We start from the raw sequence: 20,353 nt of genomic DNA, 5'->3' as shown, positions 1-20,353 counted from the left end.
CACCTGTTCCTGCGGTCGACTCTGGGGCCTATACTCCGGATATTTCTGGTTAATGGTGCAAGCCCTCATGCGTTTGATGTTTATCCTGATGCTGCTGACAGCGGTGGCCGGCTGTTCGCCATTCGCTGCGTCACCACCGCGTGACCAGAGCAATATCTGCGAGATTTTCCGCGAACAGCCCCAGTGGTATGACTATGCCAGGGCAAGTCAGGAGAAATGGGGCACACCCATTGCCACCCAGATGGCATTCATTCGCCAGGAATCGTCGTTCCGAAGCCATGTCCGTCCGCCACGACCCCGGCTCTGGGGCTTTATCCCCTGGTTCCGTTCGTCGTCGGCTTACGGTTACCCGCAGGCCCAGGACGCGGTCTGGGGTGAGTATCTGGACGATGAGGGTGGTTTGTTTTCACGCCGTACCCACATGAAATATGCGACGGACTTCATTGGCTGGTACAACTGGCGCAGCCATGAGCGGATCGGCATTGGGTTGTCCAACCCGAAGCACCTTTATTATGCCTACCATGAAGGGCCGACCGGCTACCGGCGCGGAACCTACGGCAACAAGCCCGGCCTGCAGCGCGTTGCTCTGAGCGTCCGCGACCGGGCCTGGGCCTACGACAATCAGCTCAAGCAGTGCGAAGCTGAATTCAAGTGCTGGCGCTTCTACCAGTTCTGGCCGTTCTGTCAGAAGTGAGAGTGTGTGACAGGTGCAGGATTATTGCCACGGTCGAACGAGGGCGTATTTCAGCATCCTTGCCGGGGAAATGATATTTTGCTCCGGACGACCGCAGAAAGTGCTAAATTTCCATATACACACGACATTCGGCTAAAGGAAAGTCAGAGATGAAACGAACACAGTTTCTGCAGGATTTGATCAGGCAGCTCTCACCGAAACTGGACTCGACGACTTATGTTTACTGCACAGTGGCTAACGCAAAGTATGGCGAGCTGGAAAGGCTCAAGCCCATTGCCAGCATTGCCGAACTGGAAGGACTAACCCTGGTGATTCCTCTGGAGCAGGCCAAAGCCGAGGGCCTGGACTACTACAGAATCTTTTGCCGTATCACGCTCGAAGGACACTCCAGTCTTGAAGCTCTGGGACTCACATCCGTGGTAACAAGCCTGCTTGCAGAGCGGGGCATTACCACCAACGTCATCGCAGGGTTTTATCACGACCACATGTTCGTACCCAGCGACCGAGCCGATGAGGCCATGGCAGCGCTGAAGGAGCTTGCCAGCCACCCCGGCGGCTGAGGGAGTATGCAGCAACGATGTCCAGGCGCCCGGGAATGACCCCAAAATTCTGGATATTATTTGCCGGCCGCCAATAGAACCTCCCGACTGGCCCGTATGCCTGACTGAAGGGCCCCGTCTAAATAGCCTGTCCACTCGGTGGCTGTTTCCGTGCCGGCCCAGTGAATGCGGCCGCAGGGTTGCCGAATTGTTTCGCCAAATGAGGTGATCGTGCCCGGGGCAGCGTGTGCTACATAGCATCCCTGGCTCCATTCCTCTTTGGTCCAGTCCTGTTCCACATAGGCTATCGGGTTGGAAGCTTCAGGCCCGAAATAATGGACCAGATCACTGATTACTTGTTTGCGGCGCGTGGACTCGTCCTTTCCGCTCATCTTGATGGCATTATCCCCGTCGATAAAACCAACAAGGATGCCGATGCCGCCGTCGCTTTGTGACTGGTCAAAAACCACGTTGAATATGCGGTCGCTACTGGCAACAGAGCCGTTCAGACCGCGTTTTCGCCAGCCGCCCAGGTCAATTTTCTGGCCACATATTTCCCCGGCATGGAGCGCCCGCCAACTCGATCCCGCGCCTCCAGAACCAGGATGCGTTTTCCAGTGTTTTTCAGTTCCAGCGCTGCTTTCAGTCCTGCGAGACCTGCGCCAATAATTATGACATCGAGCTCAGCATCAGTATGATTCATGTAAGATCGCCAACCGATTTAAAGGTTTGTGTTGGGAACTTAAAGGCGAAAAGAGTCTCATACAAATGCCGCCATAACGAGCGATGAGCGGGCCTTTGGCTTGCCACTGATCAAAACCACGCATAAGGAGCCTGCATGCGAAAGCGAGTAGCTCGCGAAACACCCACTGTCGTCGCAACCCTCGACGATCTCGCAACTCTGGCAGACTATTCGCTCGTCGATACCCTCAACTGCGATCCTGAGGGCAACGTAACCGGCGCGGATCACGCACCGCGACAGGTCTTCTCCGGCCATTATGTTCCGGTTAGTCCGACGCCCATCGAAAGTCCCGAGTACGTCGCGCACGGGAAAACCCTGTTTCGCGAACTTGGCCTCGCCGACAGCATGGCGCAGTCAGAGAACTTCGTCCGCATCTTTTCCGGTGACCTGTCGCGCGCTCCGGAGCCCATGCGCAAAGTCGGGTGGGCGTGTGGCTACGCACTTTCCATCTATGGCACAGAATTTATTCAGCAATGCCCGTTCGGGACCGGTAACGGCTACGGCGACGGTCGCGCTGTTTCCGTGTTTGAAGCCGTCATTAACGGTCAGCGCTGGGAAATGCAGCTAAAAGGAGGAGGGCGCACACCCTATTGCCGCGGCGCAGACGGCCGGGCCGTTCTGCGGTCCAGTGTCCGGGAGTTCCTTGCGCAGGAACACATGCATGCGCTCGGTGTGCCAACGTCACGGTCTTTGAGCCTGTATGTTTCGAAAACCGAAAAAGTCAGGCGCCCATGGTATTCGGAGGGCTCACGGTCCCTGGATCCAGATGTGCTCATATCCGAGCCGGTTGCCATCTCTACCCGTGTTGCACCGTCGTTTATTCGGGTAGGGCAGCTCGAGCTCTTTAGTCGTCGCGCCCGCAAGAACGAGCATCCGCAGGCGATGGAGGAGCTCGAGCAGATAGTGTTGCACCTGATTGATCGCGAGTACGATGACGTTATCGACAAAACACTGCCGACCGCCGAGAAAGCAGTGTTACTTGCCCGCGCGTTTCGCGGCCGACTGACATCCCTTATGGCGAACTGGATCCGTGTGGGCTACTGCCAGGGGAACTTCAACAGCGACAACTGTGCGGCCGGCGGCTTCACGCTCGACTATGGACCTTTTGGATTCTGCGATGTGTTTGATCCGCAGTTCCAACCCTGGACGGGTGGCGGACATCACTTCTCCTTCCTCAACCAGCCGTTGGCGGCAGAGCGCAACTTTCACTCGTTCTGTTCCGCGTTACGGCCTTTGCTGACATCACACAGGGATTGTCTGCGGCAACTCGAAGAGATTCAGAATGATTTCCCGAATGTGATGCAAGCGCAGATGGAGAAAATGTGGAGTGCCAAGCTCGGACTTGACGCTTTTGACCCAGGGTTATTCAGCGAGCTCGCAACACTGATGATGCAAACCACGGTTGATTACACCATCTTCTTCCGGGAGCTTTCATCGGTGCCCGACAACATAGAGCCACTCAGGAAAAGCTTCTACAAGGGTCGGTCTTATGCGGCCGACGCCGAAGGCATGGACAACCGCTGGGCAGCGTGGCTCTCAAAATGGCAATCGCTGACCCAGTCCCGCTCTCATGAGGAGCTTTCCGAGCAGATGAAGCTCGTCAATCCGAAGTACAGTTTGAGAGAGTGGCTGGTTGTGCCGGCCTATCAGCAAGCTGCTGCGGGGGACTACTCTTTGCTGCGGGAATTGCAGGAAGTCATGACCGAGCCATACGCCGAGCAATCGAAGAGCGTGGAGCAGAAATACTACAGGCTGAAGCCGCCGGAACTCTTTGAGGTTGGAGGATCGTCGCACTATAGCTGCTCGTCGTGAGTAAGCGCCCGGTAATCCCATCTTGAGTGTAGCGCTGCCGTCGTCAAGATAGTGTCCACTTATCTGTAGTGGACACTTGATAGGAGCAGCCTAAGCGTAACCAAGCCCTCCCAGCGTCCCGACGCAGAAGAATAACTCCATCGCCGAACTATTGCCCCACCACTGGAAGCCTGCCGCAGCTAAAAAACTCAAATCATCAGTTACCTAGTAACCCTTTTGCGAAATAGCCGGTAGCAAAAGCTAATCCGGCCGCTGCGGTACCCATTAACAATGTACGTAGTCCTGAACGCCAAACTGGCACACCATATACCGCGCTCTTAAGCATGCCGATGCCTAAAAACACCAATCCTGCAAGAGCAAGACTGGCCAGGAATTGAGTTGTGATACTGAACCCTGGCAGAGCATAGGGCAAGAGGGGCAAAGTTCCGATCAAAAGGAATGCAGCGAAGGTAGTCAGAGCCGATCGCAAAGGACTCATTCCAGCAGCAGAGAACCCATATTCTTCTCGTAACATGGTAGAGACCCATACTTCCGGATCATGACATAGAGCCTCGACTACCTTTTCAAGCAGCTCTCCCTCAAAGCCCTTCGCCTGGAACAGTTGGCGAATCTCTTCTCGCTCACCTTCTGGCACCAAGGCGATATGTTGATGTTCGATCTGTTCAGCGCTAGCAATCTGAGCCAATTGTGCCTGGCCAGCCTCGTAGTTGCTCACCGCCATGCTGAAGCCATCAGCAGCCAGGTTGGCGAAACCCAGGACTAGTGCTACTTGCGGGGAGAAGCCCGCACCGAAAGCACCGGATATCACCGCAAAGGTAGTGACACAACCATCAATACCTCCGAGTACAGCATCAGGTAACGTTGATGCTCTCATTGGCTTTGCTAGCCGGACTCGCACCGCATCAGGCTGGTGCTCATCCAGAAGCTCCTCGCGGCTGGGAGTCGGCATGTCCAAACCTCCTGGGGTCAGAATGGATAACCATAAGAGTATATCCTCAACCAGGATATCGGGCTGACCAGAAGTGTAATGTGGACTTCCCCCCTGACCATCATACATTCGGGCCCTTTGATTCATCGGTGCGGGTGGGGGTTAGGTCGTTTTCAGTCACGGGATCGGGTACGGTCCGGGGCTCCAGTTCAAACACCTTCGGGGTTGAGGAAGGCAGGTTGGTGTAAGCGCCCTTATCGACGATGTCGACCCGGGCATGGCGGTGAACATCGAGCAGGATGTAGGAGCCAGTCAGCGCCAGAGCTACCATGGCCACCAGGAAGCCCGATTCAGGTCCCATGGCGAGGGCTGCGCCGCCGGCAACGGCTGGTCCCGCCGCCGCACCTATGCCATAGCCCAACAGTAGTCCGGCACCGATATCAGCGGTATCGGTGGGCGTCCCGACTCGGTCGTTGGCATGAGCGAGGGCGAGGGGGTAAAGCGCGTACAGAATACCGTGGAGACCCGCCAGCAGGCAGTAAATCGCGACCAATCCCAGGCTCTGGCCCCAGATGAGCGTGAGTGCGAAACTGGCGCTGACCAGTATTGCGCCCGACATTACCCGGCGGCGCTCGTAACGGTCGGATAGGCTTCCCACGGGCCATTGCAGAATCAGGCCGAGAATAACGGGCACGCTCATCATAAGCGCGACGCCGGACGTATCCAGGCCCAACGAGAGCGCGTAGATCGGCCCCAGTGCGGTAAGGGCGCCCCCCGAAAAGCCGGCCGCAGTGGCCGTTGCCAGACTGACTGGCGAGACGTTTATGATGCGTCGCCAGCTGGCGGGGGCACGGGTGGGTATTGCCGGCGCATCGGTGCGCCAGAACAGTACCGGCACCGCTGCCAGGCACAGGGCGATTGCCGCAACGCTGAATGGTTGCCAGAGCGTGTCTGGCAAGAAGGTCAGAAACAGTGGCCCGATGCCAATACCTCCGTAAACTGCGAGGGTGTAGACTGCAAGCACCCGTCCGCGTGCCTCGGGGCCGGAGGCACTGACCAACCAGGCTTCAACCACAACGGCTACGGCGGCAATACTTGCGCCATGCAGTAGTCGGATCATTGCCCAGAACCAGAGGGCGTCGATCAGCGCAAGAGAAAGCACGGCAAAGATGACAATACCCAACAGGCCGCCAAATGCGCGGATATGGCCGACGCGCCGGATAAGCAGCGGGCCCAGAAAAGCACCCAGGCCGAACCCCACGAAATAACAGGCCGTGACAAAACCTGAGGCGGAGCCACTCGCGAGCCGAAGCGGAACCAGCGTATGAGTTAACCCCTGGCTTACGTACATCACCACGGTTGCCAGTAATAGAACCGCCAACGATGCGAGTTTTGGAGCGACTCGGTGGTGTGTTCTGTTGTCCTGGTGCATGGGCAATTCGCTGTTCCTTAGCAGCTGCCGCCAAGCTCTGGCTTCAGTTGGTACGGGACTCTGTCTTGAAAGACATCATAAGGGATTAGTATGGTCTATTGACTCTGGCTGGCTAATAGGTGTCCCAGTTTCTACGAGAAGCTTTTATCCAGGCACTCACGTCCAACAACATGCTCAAGCCGACAGTTCCTTCCTCTAGCACTTCGGGGCCAGCGGCTTCCCTTCGCGCGGGGCTCAGTCCTCGTGTTGTGGGCTTGACTATCCTGACGGCAGACAGCGCCGGGCTCAAAATGGGATTACCGATTTCCTCAGAAAGTACCAGACTTCGCGTCCAGGTCTTTGTCCGATTGCCGGATCAGATCGCCTTCGCTGATGATTTCGCGAAGCACTCCGGTGCAAGCCGTGATGGCCGGAGTGCCCATTGCCGCCTCAAGTTCATTCGCACGTCCCGTCCTGGTCGCCAGAAGGTTTTGTGACCATCTCCGGCTGAATCAGGGCTGCTGAAACCTGGAATCCGTCGCTACTCCTCGACTACGAACGGCCGCATCATCTCGTGGTCCTCATGCGAGAGGATGTGGCAGTGCCAGACGTAGCGTCCCGGCCGGTTGAAGGTGGCCACAATCCGTACCACCTCGCCCGGGCGAACTTGCACCGTGTCCTTCCAGCCGGCCTCGGTGGCAGCGGGAGGCTTCGGCTGGCCCCGAAGCCTTACCGTGGCCGCCCCGCCGGCACCTGGCATAAACCGGCGCACATCAAAGCCCTGGCGATTCACCACGAGGAAACGCACCAGATGTAGGTGGATGGGATGCGTGTCGGGTGTGGTGTTGTGAATCTCCCAGATCTCGGTGCTGCCGAGCACCGGTGTCTCGGTTACCGGGGCCGAGAAGTCCAGCGGGCCTTCGGCCGTGCCCAGCAGCGGCTTGAGTCGGCCCAAGCCGTCCAGGCCCTCGTAGAGGAATACCTGGCGGGTGTTCGAAACCAGGGCCAGTTCGTTGGCGAGCGAAATCGATGCTGGCTGGTCCAGACCGCCGCGCAACGTCGCCGGCAGGGCCGGGTCTGGCAGGTTCGGGTCGAGCGGGAGCGAGACCTCGAAGGCCATGATCCTGCCGGTCGTTTCCGGATCGATCACCAGCGGGCGGCGGAAGGTCCCTGGCGCATTGTTCCGCATGATGATGGTCTGGCCGGCGAGTGCAGAAAAGTCTACGACGACGTCGAAACGCTCGCCCGGCGCGACCGAGATCTGTAGTGTCGGCACTGGTGAATTCAGGAGGCCCTGATCTGTGCCGATCTGGAGGAACGGCACGCTGAAGTCGAGGAAGAGATTGTAGAAGCGAGTGTCCGAGCCGTTGAGAATACGGAAGCGGTACTTGCGTGGCTCGACCTGGAGCTTTGGCCAAGCTTTGCCGTTGACGATGATCACATCACCATAGACCTCGGCGAAGACCGTAGGGTCCGGGTAGGGTCCGGGTACTGCGGGGCCGAACAGTTGTTCGGCCAGGGCCGGGCTCGATGGATAGAATAACTGGTTGTCGAGATCGAAAATCCGGTCCTGGATCGCCAGCGGAATGTCGTAAGGGGAGGGCGGGAGACTGAGCGGGTTGCCCAGCTGCCCCGTGTCATAGTCATCACGGATGATATAGAAGCCCGCGAGGCCGGCGTAGACGTTGAGCCGGGTGATGCCCACCGCATGGTCGTGATACCAGATGGTGGCCGCTTCCTGGGAGTTGTCGTAGTCGTACAGGCTCTTGTCGAAGCCTGACCCTACCTTGGCTTCGTTGGGCGTCCACCACTGCTCCGGCAGGCCGTCGCTGTCCGATTCCGTGTCGCCCCCGTGCAGGTGCGGCACGACCCGTGGTCCTAGCTCTGCGTCAAACTCGGTCCCGTGCAAGGTCGTGTCGACCGGTAACAAATGATGAGCTCCCGGCTTTGGATAGACCGGCAGGTTGTTTTGCCACTGTACCTGAAGCGGCTCTCCGGCCTGGACTTCAAAGGTCCGACCGGGGAAGGTGGTTGCAGGAAAACCGGCGGCCTGTGCCGTCCCAGAGTAGCCCCAAACCGTGGTCGCCGGGCCGGTTGGGAGTATCTGCGCGGTCGTCTGCGACATGCCGATCGTCGGCGAGCCCGAGAGATCGAACTTGAACGCGGTTGCCAGTGGGTTCGGCAGTGGATTGAGAAACTGCGGGATGGTTGAGGGGTCAAGGGTAATTCCGGGTAGGTAAGCCGCGGCGTTTGCTGTTCGGCTGGTCAAGACCCATGGGCCAAAGGCGGCTGCCGCGCCGGCAACTACCCCTGCTTTCAGAACCCTGCGACGCGATGGATTGGCAAGCTTTTTGTCTGACATGGTTAAACCCTCCTGGTTGGTTTCCTTGTCGTCAGTTTTCGTTTTATCACCAAGTACACGAACCGTGAATCGAGTCTCTCGAGACAGGCGGGGTCTGAAAATGCGGCTGTTTATGCTTCAGGCTCAGTCGGAGAGATAGATCAGGACTGCAATTAAAAAGTTATGATCAATTATGGTCGCAGTCAATATAGCCAGAGCAATTGGTTAGACTGTTCAAGAGCTATGGGCGAAGTGCTAGCTGTGGCGGCTCTCTAGCCGTAAACACTGGACGACCACAAAAAGTACTAAACCCGCCTAACGGTAAATCAGACACTTAAAGGCCCGTGTCCACACATAGTGCTAAAGAAACTTAAAGTAATTTCTAGAATACGCGGTCGAACCGATTCTCCACACAAAGTACTAAATTCGGCGTCCAGCTCAGGAGTGCGGTCTGTCCCTGTGGTGATAATACCGAATGCGGGGGCTCTTCGGGACGTTTAAGCGAGAGCGAATTCCACCGGCGCTACCGCACTCAGAACGAAGCGCGAGCTGATCTATTCGGCTATATTGAGCGGTCCCATAACTCAAGGATGCGACGTAGAGTTGCCGATCAGGATCGGAAGTTATCCCGCCGTTTTAAAACCGTCTGTAGAATTGGAGTAGAACCCGATTCTCTTGAATGTGATTTCAACCAGTTAAACCAATTGGAGCCGTTAATGAGCCTTTCTCCCTTTCATCTTGCAATCCCAGTTTACGAGTTGTCAGCTGCTCGCGCTTTCTATAACGAAGTTCTCGGACTGGAAGAAGGCCGCTCGTCCGATCAATGGGTCGATTTCAATTTTTATGGCCATCAACTCGTAATTCACGAACATCCCAAAACCGCTTTGCAGGAAGATGTTAAGTGCAACGCAGTGGATGGGCACGATGTGCCGGTGCCGCACTTTGGTATCGTTTTGCAATGGGAACAGTGGGAGGCTCTTGCGGAACGTCTGAAATCGCTCAGTACGGAATTTGCGATTGAGCCATACATCCGTTTCGAAGGAGAAGTTGGCGAGCAGGCCACCATGTTTCTTTTCGATCCTTGTGGGAATGCGCTTGAGTTCAAAGCCTTCAAGGATATTGGGCAGTTGTTTGCGAAATGAGCAGTGGGCGGTGAGGGTGCAAAATTACCTTGTTAATTGAAAATGCATCTTGGTTGAGATACCTCGAATAACTGCCGCTGGAGGGGTGAATGAATCCAGCTACATCATTGCTTTTTGAGCAATATATTAAGGCTTATCGTGATCATATGATTTCAGATTTTCAAGATATTTTCCGCTAGGCCCTTCTATATATGTACGACCCTGGCCGACCTACCCAGCTCGGCCAGCTCCAGGGCGAATGCTATCTGTTTTCAGTGCAACGGGATCACTTAGTAATTTCTTAGTATTTGTTTAGGCAAGATTTAGCATCGCCTCTCCCAAGGACGAAGTAATCTGAACCCACTTGATCGACATCAGCAAGAGGAGTTCAGGAATGATTTCTCCAACATCTCTAAATTTCCGTCCTGCGTTTCACGCCATACTATTGGGTTCAGTGTTATTCGCCTCCGCCCCGGCCCTTGCCGCCGGGAGTGAAGTCAGCAATGACTTCATTAAGCGAGGGGAGTACCTGGCACGGGTGGCCGGGTGCAATGATTGCCACACCGCCGGCTATCCGGAATCGGGCGGCAATATTCCTCGGGACCAGTGGTTGACCGGAGTGGACGTCGGGTTTCAGGGCCCCTGGGGCACCACCTACCCCGCCAATCTGCGGCTGTACTTTGCCGATATAGACGAAGAACAGTGGCTGGCCCGGGCCCGTGCACCCATGATGCCACCCATGCCGTGGTTCGCTCTGCGGGACATGGAAGATGACGACCTGCTGGCCCTTTACCATTTCATAAGGTCCCTTGGGCCGGCAGGTGAAACGGTACCGACCGCCGTTGCCCCGAATCAACCGGTCAACACGCCATACATCGAGTTCTTTCCCAAGAATCTGCCGCTGCAAGCAGCGACGCCCTGACCCCCTTTTAGGTTGAAGACTTTGCTATGAAACGTTTGAGAGATACACCAATAACCGACCGTCAACCCCGGCTACGTGGCCTGGACACCATGATGCTGATCCGGGCATACGAAGAGCGGCTCGCTTCGCTGCAGCAGAACAACGGGGCGCCTGGTACCTGCACCAGCGTCGGGCAGGAGGCTTGCGCTGTCGGAGTGGTTGGCGCTCTGGACAGTCGCGACAGAATTATCACCAATCATCGCAGCGCTGCACACCTGCTTGCACGAGGGGCCGACCCGGGCCGCCTGATGGCGGAGGTGCTGGGACGTGTTGACGGGTATTGCGGTGGACACAGTGGCAGCCTCCATATCTCTGCGCGGGAACTGGGCGTGGTTCTGACCTCCACTATTGTGGGCGGAGGCCTGTCGCTGGCCCCGGGCGTGGCGTTAGCACAGAAGATGGGGCAGGGAGAGGAGGGCGGCGTGGTGGTTGTATTCTTTGGCGACGGTGCAGCCTGCGAAGGCATTCTGCATGAGTCGCTCAATCTGGCCGTGCAGTGGCAGCTTCCTTTGCTGTTTATCTGCGAGAACAACCAGTGGCAGGCCTATGTGCACCGGCTGGAAACCATGGCCGATGAAGCCATCTACCGCTGGGCCTGTGGCCATGGGCTCGATACCCAGCGCCTTGATGGTAACGATGCAGACCTGGTTCTTGAAGCTGCAGGGCAAGCGGTTGGAGCAATCCGCGCCGATGGCCGACCACGATTCCTGGAATTGCTGACCTATCGCCAACGCGGACACCTGGAGCCGGATGATATTGCCTACGTGGACCAGGTCGAGCGCCAGCGGTGGCTGAAACGCGACCCAATTGCGTTAATGCAGGCACGTTTGAAGGCCGAAGGCCTGTTGCAGGATAACGAGTTCAGGGCCATCGAGGAACGGATCCACCGGCAGATCGATACCGCTCAGGCCTTTGCCGAGGCAAGCCCCTGGCCTGACCCACAAAAGCTGCTTCAGCATGTATATGCCGGATAAGGAATGAAAAACATGTCGATATTGAATGTAGAACAGGCAATAAACCAGGCGCTGCAGGAAGAAATGCAGCGCGACCCCTGCGTTATGGTGATGGGTGAGGGCGTGGTTAAGTCCCGCGCTGGGCTGCTGGAGTCTTTCGGCCCGCAGCGTGTGCGCAATACACCGTTGGCAGAGGCAGTGATCAGCGGTACCGCCGTGGGAGCCGCCGCCAGTGGTTTGCGTCCTGTCGTCGACCTGCTGTTCGCGCCGTTTCTGACCTACGCCATGGACGCGCTGGTCAACAGTGCCGGCAAGTTGCGCTATCTTTCCGGCGGCCAGCACGAATTTCCGTTGGTTACCCTCAGCATGACCGGCGCTGGCTGGTGCGTTGGCGCCCAGCACAACCACAACCTGGAAGCGATGTTCGTTCATGCGCCAGGACTGAAGGTCGTCATGCCGTCTACCCCGGCGGACTTTAAAGGGCTCATAAAGACGGCCATCCGTGATAACAACCCGGTGCTCGTATTTACTGATCTGAGCCTGTTGCAATCAACTGGCGAAGTTCCCGAGGATACGGAGTGCCTAGTGCCCCTGGGCAAGGCTGTGGTGTCGCGCGACGGCACTGATGTCACCCTGGTTAGCTACGCCAAAACGGTAAATATCTGCCTGGAGTCGGCTAAACAGTTGGAGAAGCTCGGCATCAGCGCTGAGGTAATCGACCTGCGCAGCCTCAAGCCCCTGGACGAGGAAACAGTGTTGGGCTCAGTGCGCAAAACCGGGCGGCTGGTCATTGTCCAGGAAGCCAGTGGGCTGTGTGGCATGGCGGCGGAGATTGGTGCACTGGCCGTGACCCGAGCGTTTGAAGCGCTGCGGGCTCCGGTGGTGCGGTTGACCGGCCCCGACGCGCCTGCCGCAGCGTCCTGGGTGCTGGAGCAGGCGACAGTCCCAACAGCTGCAAACATTGTCCAGGCAGTGCGGGAAATGGTGCCCGACGCTGTGCCGGTGGTCAGGCATCAGATTGTGGAGCAGGCCTGATTATCCAGCGGCTTCGCGAAGTTGTAATGGGCCGGCTACCCGCAGGCGAAAGCGCCCACGACCTATTTTTTCGATTGCCAGGGCATTGCAGCGTTCAGCCAACCGACGCTGCAAAAGGATCAGCCGCGCCTCAAGATTATCGACAATATCCGGCAAGTGGAGGCTGTTATCACGACGTAACTCGCGGTTGGTGAACTCGTCGCGGCCCAACGCGCTGTGGTCCCGGACCAGCTTCCACAGGATGGCCCCGGCGACGCCTTTTATCATGTACTCGTTGTTGATAAACACGCTCTGGTCGGTCCGGTAGAAACATACGTCAACCGTCTTACTGCCGGATTTCGACATGGGCTTCCTGGTCGCGGGCTCAACGGCGAGATCGCTGCAGCGTTCCAGCGATTTGATTGCCAATGCCAGATAGTGTGAAAGCGCCACCAGCGCATCCTCGTCATCCCAGCTAAAGCGCATCTCCTCTGGACTTTCCGCATAAAGTACGGCGATCAGCTGCTTGCCGTGAAGGATGGGAACCGCTATCTGGCTGCCAGATTTAGCCAGTCCGGGCAGGGGAATGCTCCTCTCGAGATCACTAGAGGCATTATTCTGCAGATAACTTTCGCGAACCGCACAGCTATACAGATATTCGGTAGCGCAGTGGCCGATTCGAATGGGAACACCTTCACACGCCGCTACGCCGATAATTCCTTCTCCAAGGCCAATCTCTGAACCCACACCGGAATGAAGATAGCCGCGACTGGCCACGGTATAGAGTTTGTGGCCAGCGGCGTCCAGCATCAGAACCATGGCATGCTGGATGTCGAACTCCTGTGCCAGGCAGGCCAGGGCATCTGCCAGCAAGGAAGAGAGGTCCTGGCAGGCCCCAAGTCGCTCAATACTGCGCCGCAACACCGGCAAAAGGCTGGGCGCCAGCGGTTCAGCACATGGCGGCGAGGTACCCGGTACCTGCTCGATACTCTGTACCCGGTAGATATCAGAGCCTTTCAGCCGGAATACGTCACTCATGCCGCTATGGGAGGCGATGCCCGCCAGTCGCGCCTTCATCGATTCGAACAACGGGCCTTCCGAGATGGTGCGGAGATAGGAAATGTGAAGGTGATAATGCTCCGCCGTCACCGGATCCACCAGCAGAATGGTCGCAGTCGGATTTATCAGAATATTCTTGCGCGTTGTATTGAAAAACTGGAACGACAGGGCGACGTGTTCTTCGTCTATGTAATGCACCTGTGAGAGGTAAGCCACGTTGGGCATGGCGTTCTCGTCACAGGTAGCGATGACGGCAGGAACGGCGCCTTCAAAGCAGCGCCGAAGACTGCTCAGAAGCGGTTTCATGCCCCGGCTCCGAGGGGTTGGCCTGCACCAGCTCCGGGCGTCTGATCAAAACCGGCAACGGGCGTAAAACAGACACAGACAGAATCGGTAACATCAGGCGCCATCAACGCCTGAGAAAACGCAGGTACGTAACCCAGGGAAATCAGCTCGCCAGCAGCGCGCAGACCATGTCGTTCAATAAGCACCTGGTCGCCAGGCTCAAGTGGCTGAATACGCACCGCAGGAGTCTTAAGCTGCACAGTTCTGTGAGTCGCCGGGCGACTGAAGACCGCAGAGAAAGCGCCTCCGGCACGGAGGTCACGTAACACATCGGTAGAGCGTGATTCAGACAGGAACACGCAAACTTCGCCAGTGGCCCGGGATATGCGGCAACCGTAAGCCTGAGACACAGACGGCACTCGGGCTAAGCTACAGGAGCCAACTTTTATGACAATGGGGCCGAGAAGGAAATCAATGAGTTCCTGATTGAAAAGCAAAGCACCAATGGTGTTGGAGCTCATGCAATAGTTCATCCAGTCAATAAATAGACCGCGTGCCCAAGTTGAACGCAAGAGGGGTTTGAGCTCTCAAAACATTATTTCAGATTGCGATTTCCGTCAATTGGACGACCAAGCAAAGTGCTAAACCCACCTAACCACAGATCAGATACTTGTGGCTATTCTTTAGCACTTTCTGTGGTCGTCCACCAAGGGGGGCGGAAACGGCGGTAAAGTTGTCCACAACTTCGCATAATGTATATTATGTTAAATGGACTATCAGGTATGCAGAACGATCATCTGCATTTCCTCTTGCCTCGGCTACCCAATCAATGTCAAATATTCTCATTAAGACTGATGATCCCCTCGCGGATTGCATACCGGACCAGCGTCGGTATATCCCGGATCTCCAGGCGTTCCATCAGCTGGGTGCGGTGGGACTCCACGGTTTTGCTGCTCACCCCCAGGTCGTAGGCGATTTCCTTGGCACTCTTGCCAAGGGCGATCAGCCGCAGGATTTCAAGCTGACGCTGGGTCAATGTGCTCTTTTCGCTGACCGATGCTTCTCCGGCCCGTCGTGCCATCATCGCGTCGAAAACTTCCTTGGACACTCTCGGGCTCAGATACTGATGCCCTTCGACTACTGCATTCAATGCCAGCTCAAGTTCTGCTTCAGCAGCGTCTTTCACCAGATAACCCGAAGCGCCAGCTTTCAGAGCGCTAATGACAATCTCTTTGGACGCGTGCATTGAAAGCACGATAACCGGCAGGTCCGGGAAACGTTCGCGCACCTCAGGCAGGATATCAAGACCGGAAACCCGGGGCATGGCGATATCCGTCATCAGGATGTCAGGATCTTCTCTTTCCAGCAGCGCCATGGCTTCGCTGCCATCGCTACCCTCGGCAACCACTTCATAGCCCGGAATGCACTCGATCAGTGAACGCAGGCCTGCCCGCACCAGGTGGTGGTCGTCAATCAATACGATACGCTTCGTCATTACTGTTTCCACATGTTTCTTCCAGGCTGACAGGCAGCTGCACCCTCACGGATGTACCTGTCCCGGGAACAGAATGAATCCTGATACTGCCATCGGCAAGCTCCACACGCTCGCGCATGTAAACAAGCCCCATGTGTTCCGTCCGGTTTTCCAGGTCAAATCCTTCGCCATTGTCCTGAATTTCCACGTTCAGGCATAACCCACGGACTGAAAATCTTATTTGCACGTCACTGGCCCCGGAATGACGCACCGCGTTGGTCAGGCTCTCCTGTATTACCCGGAATGCCACGATTTCACTACTGGGATCCAGCTTTGGGAGATCTCTTTCGGCGCTCAGGGTCCAGTTAAGGCCGGCAGGCTCGAGCAGACGGGACGCCTGCCACTGGGTTGCCGCCACCAGACCCAGCTCGTCCAGCTGGGGTGGGCGCAACATCAGTGAGAGGTCTCTCACTTTTTCAATGATATCCGACGCAATGCTGGTTACGGTGTGGACTTTCTCGAGCGCATCCGGGGCCTCGAGTTTCCTGGAGAGCCAGCCGGAGGACAGTTTGATGGCCGTCAGGCTCTGGCCGATCTCGTCGTGAAGAGCATGAGCGATCTGCTTGCGCTCGAGCTCCAGGTCCGTGATCGTGCGGTTGGCCAACTCTCTCATCCGCTGGTTGGCTGCAACCAGGGCTTTTTTGATCCTTACCCGCTCACTGACATCGGCGACGAGCACCTGAACGAACGCCCTGCCCTCCAGATGAACTGTCCGTGTTACCAGCATTCCATCAAAGGTTTCTCCGCCAGGCGTTCTGAACCTGAGGTTCGGAATTCTGAGCGCACAGTTCACGCCATTTGCCTGCTCGACGGCGTCTATACTCTGATTATGTTCGGCTTCCGCCACCAGGCTTCTCAAGGATTGGCCTATCAGTTCATCAGTTGAGGAAACTCTGAAAATTCTGGCAGCAGCCGGGTTTGCAAACGTTATGAGTCCTTCGTAACAGAGAAGGACACCATCGGGAAGCATCTCCACCAGCTTCCGATACTGGCGCTCGCTCTCTGACAGCCTCTTTAAAGAAATGTACCGTTCAGTGAGATCGATGCAGGAACCAATCCAGAGAATGTCGTCTTCGGATTCTGCGTCCGGATCCTCTCCGTTTTCCAGCCTCTCTCCGCGCACCAGCAGGTGTCGCATTTCGTTGTTCGGCCAGTGGACCCGGTACCGTATTTCGAAGGGATCCCGGAGGTTACGGTCCCAGATCAGTTCAAGAAGATACTTTCTGTCCTTCTCGTAAACCACGCTGGATAACTGCTCTATGGTCACGGTATTGTCAGTCATGACCTGCGACAGGCCAAGTATGTAAGCCGCCCCGTCAGAGAGGTAGATCTTGTCGGATCCTCGACGGAACTCCCAGTGGCCCAGTTGACCCACCCGCTGGGCAGAATTGAGGTGTCGGAGCGCTTTCCGGCGTTCCCGACCGGCTTTTCGCCAGCCAGTCTGATCATGTATCAGAAGCAGATAAGATGCCTCACCATGAAATTCGGTAACAAGGCCATTTAACTCCACCTTCAGAGTGGAGCCGGACCGATCCCGGTGATCCATCGGGAGCCTGGCCCCTTTGCTTTCAGGAGTAGCTGAAGGTAGTTTGCTCCTGTCAAAATCCGGGGCGAGCATGGTGATGGGCCTGCTCTCAAGCTCTTCAGGTTTATAGCCATAAAGGTCACCCGCTGCTGGATTGGCCCGGAGGATATCGCCGGACTCCCGGCTGACCACCACCGAGGGAACAGGGTTTGCTTCAAACAGAATCCGATAGCTCCGCTCCGAGCGCTCCGATTCCTCGGTCAGGGATATAAGGCGGTGTTTCAGCCGGGTCAGAAGCCCATAAAGAAGTAGGGCAGTGACCAGGACAAACCCGAGGCCTTTTATCGTCGCCAGAGGTATGGCTGCTCCGGCAATAGCCGGGCCACTCTGGGGCCCGAAAACATAGTCGCTAACCAGAATCCAGATCAGTCCGAAGGCCAGATACAGAAAACTTATTTTTCCGGCAAAAGAATAGACCTTCTTTGTGTCGCTCATTGTGCCCTCCATCGGAACGAGGATAACGGATAGCACCGGATAACTCACATCCGAATGATCTGAGGTGGCACAAAAGGTTATAGTCGAAAAACCGGAGCCCGGTTCCAGCAATCAGGGGTAGCACTATGGATGACCCAGCGCTCAATGTCCGACTCATTTACTACAGTTATCGTGTGTCGGGCGCTGACAGCCGCGAAATAGAAGATATTCTGACCATCTCACTGGAGCGGAATGCGAAAGAAGGAATCACGGGGATGCTCGCCTACAGCGAAGACTTCTTCATGCAGCTGCTCGAAGGTACGGCAGGTCCGGTCAACGATTTGTACGCAGGGATTATGGGAGATCACAGGCACAACAGACTGCGCCTGATCGAATATGGACCAGCGCCGCAAAAGCGATTCACCAACTGGGCGATGGGTGTAGCGAAGTTGCCGGGTTTTCTGGGAACTTACATAAACCGGCTCCATGGTGGTTTTTATCCCCCCGCATTCTCCCCTCGGGAGGCACGGGAGTTTCTGGAAATCATCCGTGATTTTCAGGAACAGGCTTACCCGGCAGACTGATCTGCAGTGAACATTGGTTCATCAGCCGTTCGCACAGCTGAAGAACCCCACTTTGGCGTCATCACAGCCTTCGAAATCACGGGCCCAGGTCAGGGCATTCGACAGGCTTACCGGCCTGCTATAGAGATATCCCTGCCCGATGTCACACCCCAGGCGCCGTAGTTCGTCCGCCAGTTCCTGTGTTTCTATCCCCTCAGCAACCACCCTGCGACCAAATTGCCGGGAAAGGCTGATGATGGATTGCACGATCATGGCATCGTCCCGGTCCTTCATCATGTCCATGATGAAGGATTTGTCGATCTTGATTTCGTCCAGTGGCAGCTTGCGGAAATAACTCAGGGATGAGAATCCGGTCCCAAAATCATCAAGGGACACGGATACCCCCGCCTGCTGACAGGCCTTGACGGCCTCCACGGCGGCTGCCGAATCGTCCAGCGCAGTGGTTTCCAGAATTTCCAGAGTCAGACGCCGGCCCACCCGCGCCGGATAAGCCGCCAGGGTTGTCCTGAGCTCGTCAAGAAAACACTCGCTCAGAAAGTGCGACGGGCTCAGGTTGACGCTCAGGGTGTAATCAAGCCTCTGGCGGTCAAAGACCATCAGTGTCTTCATGGCCTGGCCAATAACAAAGCGGCCAAGCGTGACATCGAGATCAGAAAGTTCGATCTGGGGCAGAAACTGGTCAGGGGCAAGCAGGCCGCGGGCGGGGTGGTTCCAGCGAATCAGTGCCTCAAAGCCCTTGATGCTGTTGTCAGCAAGGTTCACTTTCGGCTGATAGAACAGCTCAAATTCGCCTGCTGGCAGCCCGCGTCTGGCTTCGTCAAGAATCTGAAGCCTCTCGGTCCGGTGCTGATGGCTGTTTACGTCAAAAACCCGGAAGTCGTTGCCGCCCTCCTCCTTCGCCTGATACATGGTCTGTTCGGCGTGCCGCAGAAGAGTGTCGGCGTCGGAAGAATCGTTCGGGTAGATGGCGATACCCATGCTGCCGGACATCTCAATAACCCCGGCTTTTGTGTGAATGGGCCTGGCTATGGCATTCAGCAGCCGCTGATAGGAGCTGTCGCTTCCTACATCCCGTTGCAATACCACGAATTCATCACCGCCTGGCCCGGCCACTACGCCTTTTTCTCCCACCTCCGCCTCAAGACGACGGGCTATGGTGCGCAGAACCTCGTCACCAGTGGCGCTGCCATGAGCATCGTTGATGGCTTTGAACTGGTCCAGATCGATGAAACAGGTGGAAACCGAGCCGCCGCGGCGCTCACAAAGTCGCAGCTCGGCCTCGAGAAGCGTGTTAAGGCGACGACGGTTGGGTAGATTGGTGACCTCGTCGCGTCCATCCTTTCTGGTGACCGCGGTCTGAATACTCTGTTTTTCACGTTCAAGACGGCGACGTTCAATAAGCGTTGCCACAATCTGAATAAGAGATGCCAGCTCAGAGTGGAGGCTTCGCGGGTATTTTTCTGACCGGCGGGCAAGCATTACCAGCCCCTCCAGATGTCCCCTGATAACCACCGGAAAACCGATAAATGAAGGGGTGTCAGGCTGTTCCAGGTCCGCCGGTACAGGACCGGCCGGATGCCCCAGCCCTGCAAGATCGAGCACCGAATCCAGCTGGCCGTCCGTGAGCGTCTCACCCAGTGGGCAGTTCCTGAAAACCGGGTGATCAGCCAGGGATTCAAACCCGGCAACCGAAGCTATTTCAAGCTGCGAGTGGGTATTCACGGAGGCCAGTTCGCCGATCATCCCAAAATCACTGCCAGTGAGGGCCATGAGCTCACGTAAAACAGGATCGAAGGATCCTTCTTCACCGGCATCGGTACTTAGTCTTATCTGACAGTGGCGAAGCGCGCGGGCAATGGCTGAGGGTGTGACCACGGAATCACCCGGTGGCTGGTCGAAACCACGTTCAAGTTCGGTCTCCGCCATGGCGGCCAACCCCCTGAGTGCCTCCATCTGGCCGTCGGTGACCTTGCGGGCAGAGGAATCAATGACACAGAGGGTGCCAATCTTGAAGCCATGGGGCTCACGAATGGGCACCCCCGCGTAGAAACGGATGTGAGGTTGACCGGTAACCAGTGAGTTACCGCTGAATCGCGGGTCCCGGCTGGCGTCCTCAACAATGAAGACATCATCCTGAAGGATCGCATGACTGCAGAACGACACTTCCCGTGGCGTCTCTTGCACATCAAGCCCCCGGCTGGATTTAAACCACTGGCGGTCGCTGTCGACCAGGCTAAGGAGGGCAATCTCCGTGCGATACACTTCCTGAGCGACCCGGGTAATACGATCGAAGCGCGACTCCCGGGGGGTGTCAAGAATCTCCATGTGTCGCAGCATCGAAATCCGGTACTTCTCATAAAGGGAGCTGTGCATGGA

The 20,353-nt window shown here is 56.6% G+C and carries 16 protein-coding genes and 1 pseudogene; 8 read left to right on the top strand and 9 right to left on the bottom strand.

Translation table 11 applies throughout. From position 1 onward, the window contains the following. The first annotated feature begins 67 nt into the window (after window positions 1-67). Both LG327_RS13745 and LG327_RS13740 read left to right on the top strand, forming a co-directional pair. Window positions 68-694, top strand: coding sequence for a lysozyme-like domain containing protein (locus LG327_RS13745; RefSeq protein ID WP_404362671.1), 627 nt, complete (start codon window positions 68-70; stop codon window positions 692-694). A 149-nt stretch (window positions 695-843) separates the two neighbouring features. Beyond that, window positions 844-1,254 (top strand): ACT domain-containing protein, encoded by a 411-nt coding sequence (locus LG327_RS13740; RefSeq protein ID WP_404362669.1) that lies wholly within the window; start codon window positions 844-846, stop codon window positions 1,252-1,254. 56 nt (window positions 1,255-1,310) lie between these two features. Here the strand turns inward: LG327_RS13740 and LG327_RS13735 are convergent, their stop codons facing one another. Both LG327_RS13735 and LG327_RS13730 read right to left on the bottom strand, forming a co-directional pair. Then, window positions 1,311-1,703, bottom strand: coding sequence for a flavin monoamine oxidase family protein (locus tag LG327_RS13735; protein ID WP_404362667.1), 393 nt, complete (start codon window positions 1,701-1,703; stop codon window positions 1,311-1,313). 95 nt (window positions 1,704-1,798) lie between these two features. Continuing rightward, window positions 1,799-1,909, bottom strand: a pseudogene (locus tag LG327_RS13730) (FAD-dependent oxidoreductase); the annotation flags it as partial. A 162-nt stretch (window positions 1,910-2,071) separates the two neighbouring features. Between LG327_RS13730 and LG327_RS13725 the strand changes: the two are divergent. After that, window positions 2,072-3,787, top strand: coding sequence for a YdiU family protein (locus LG327_RS13725; protein ID WP_404362665.1), 1,716 nt, complete (start codon window positions 2,072-2,074; stop codon window positions 3,785-3,787). Between the two features lie 196 nt (window positions 3,788-3,983). Here LG327_RS13725 and LG327_RS13720 read toward each other — a convergent pair whose 3' ends face one another. From LG327_RS13720 to LG327_RS13710, 3 genes are all read right to left on the bottom strand, one after another. Further along, window positions 3,984-4,736, bottom strand: coding sequence for a VIT1/CCC1 transporter family protein (locus LG327_RS13720; RefSeq protein ID WP_404362663.1), 753 nt, complete (start codon window positions 4,734-4,736; stop codon window positions 3,984-3,986). Window positions 4,737-4,836: 100 nt separating this feature from the next. Next, window positions 4,837-6,147 carry an MFS transporter gene (locus tag LG327_RS13715; protein WP_404362661.1) on the bottom strand — a complete coding sequence of 437 codons (1,311 nt, stop codon included), beginning with the start codon at window positions 6,145-6,147 and terminating at the stop codon, window positions 4,837-4,839. A gap of 520 nt (window positions 6,148-6,667) precedes the next feature. Continuing rightward, entirely contained in the window at window positions 6,668-8,488 is a 1,821-nt protein-coding gene (locus LG327_RS13710) for a multicopper oxidase family protein (protein ID WP_404362659.1), read from the bottom strand. Between the two features lie 695 nt (window positions 8,489-9,183). Here LG327_RS13710 and LG327_RS13705 point away from each other — a divergent pair. The 4 genes from LG327_RS13705 (at window position 9,184) to LG327_RS13690 (ending at window position 12,537) form a co-directional block, all read left to right on the top strand. Then, window positions 9,184-9,609, top strand: coding sequence for a VOC family protein (locus LG327_RS13705; RefSeq protein ID WP_404362657.1), 426 nt, complete (start codon window positions 9,184-9,186; stop codon window positions 9,607-9,609). Window positions 9,610-9,982: 373 nt separating this feature from the next. Further along, complete coding sequence (locus LG327_RS13700; RefSeq protein ID WP_404362655.1) at window positions 9,983-10,510, top strand: c-type cytochrome; 528 nt, start codon at window positions 9,983-9,985, stop codon at window positions 10,508-10,510. Between the two features lie 26 nt (window positions 10,511-10,536). Continuing rightward, window positions 10,537-11,523 carry a thiamine pyrophosphate-dependent dehydrogenase E1 component subunit alpha gene (locus LG327_RS13695; RefSeq protein ID WP_404362654.1) on the top strand — a complete coding sequence of 329 codons (987 nt, stop codon included), beginning with the start codon at window positions 10,537-10,539 and terminating at the stop codon, window positions 11,521-11,523. 12 nt (window positions 11,524-11,535) lie between these two features. After that, the gene (locus LG327_RS13690) at window positions 11,536-12,537 is read left to right on the top strand and encodes an alpha-ketoacid dehydrogenase subunit beta (protein ID WP_404362652.1); all 1,002 of its coding nucleotides are present in this window, start codon (window positions 11,536-11,538) and stop codon (window positions 12,535-12,537) included. On the opposite strand, the gene LG327_RS13685 is transcribed toward LG327_RS13690, so the two are convergent. The 3 genes from LG327_RS13685 to LG327_RS13675 form a co-directional block, all read right to left on the bottom strand. After that, entirely contained in the window at window positions 12,538-13,881 is a 1,344-nt protein-coding gene (locus tag LG327_RS13685) for a GAF domain-containing protein (RefSeq protein WP_404362650.1), read from the bottom strand. An 811-nt stretch (window positions 13,882-14,692) separates the two neighbouring features. Beyond that, the gene (locus tag LG327_RS13680; protein ID WP_404362648.1) at window positions 14,693-15,355 is read right to left on the bottom strand and encodes a response regulator; all 663 of its coding nucleotides are present in this window, start codon (window positions 15,353-15,355) and stop codon (window positions 14,693-14,695) included. After that, window positions 15,330-17,414: a PAS domain S-box protein gene (locus tag LG327_RS13675; protein WP_404362646.1), complete on the bottom strand. Its 2,085-nt coding sequence runs from the start codon at window positions 17,412-17,414 to the stop codon at window positions 15,330-15,332. The genes LG327_RS13680 and LG327_RS13675 overlap by 26 nt, the downstream gene beginning before the upstream one ends. A gap of 125 nt (window positions 17,415-17,539) precedes the next feature. Between LG327_RS13675 and LG327_RS13670 the strand changes: the two genes are divergently transcribed. Next, window positions 17,540-17,977 carry a BLUF domain-containing protein gene (locus LG327_RS13670; RefSeq protein WP_404362644.1) on the top strand — a complete coding sequence of 146 codons (438 nt, stop codon included), beginning with the start codon at window positions 17,540-17,542 and terminating at the stop codon, window positions 17,975-17,977. 21 nt (window positions 17,978-17,998) lie between these two features. Here LG327_RS13670 and LG327_RS13665 read toward each other — a convergent pair whose 3' ends face one another. After that, the gene (locus tag LG327_RS13665) at window positions 17,999-20,350 is read right to left on the bottom strand and encodes an EAL domain-containing protein (protein WP_404362642.1); all 2,352 of its coding nucleotides are present in this window, start codon (window positions 20,348-20,350) and stop codon (window positions 17,999-18,001) included. Window positions 20,351-20,353 lie beyond the last annotated feature (3 nt).

This window comes from Marinobacter sp. (assembly GCF_044799475.1).
Lineage (GTDB): Bacteria > Pseudomonadota > Gammaproteobacteria > Pseudomonadales > Oleiphilaceae > Marinobacter.
This window is presented reverse-complemented; position numbering and strand designations above follow the sequence as displayed.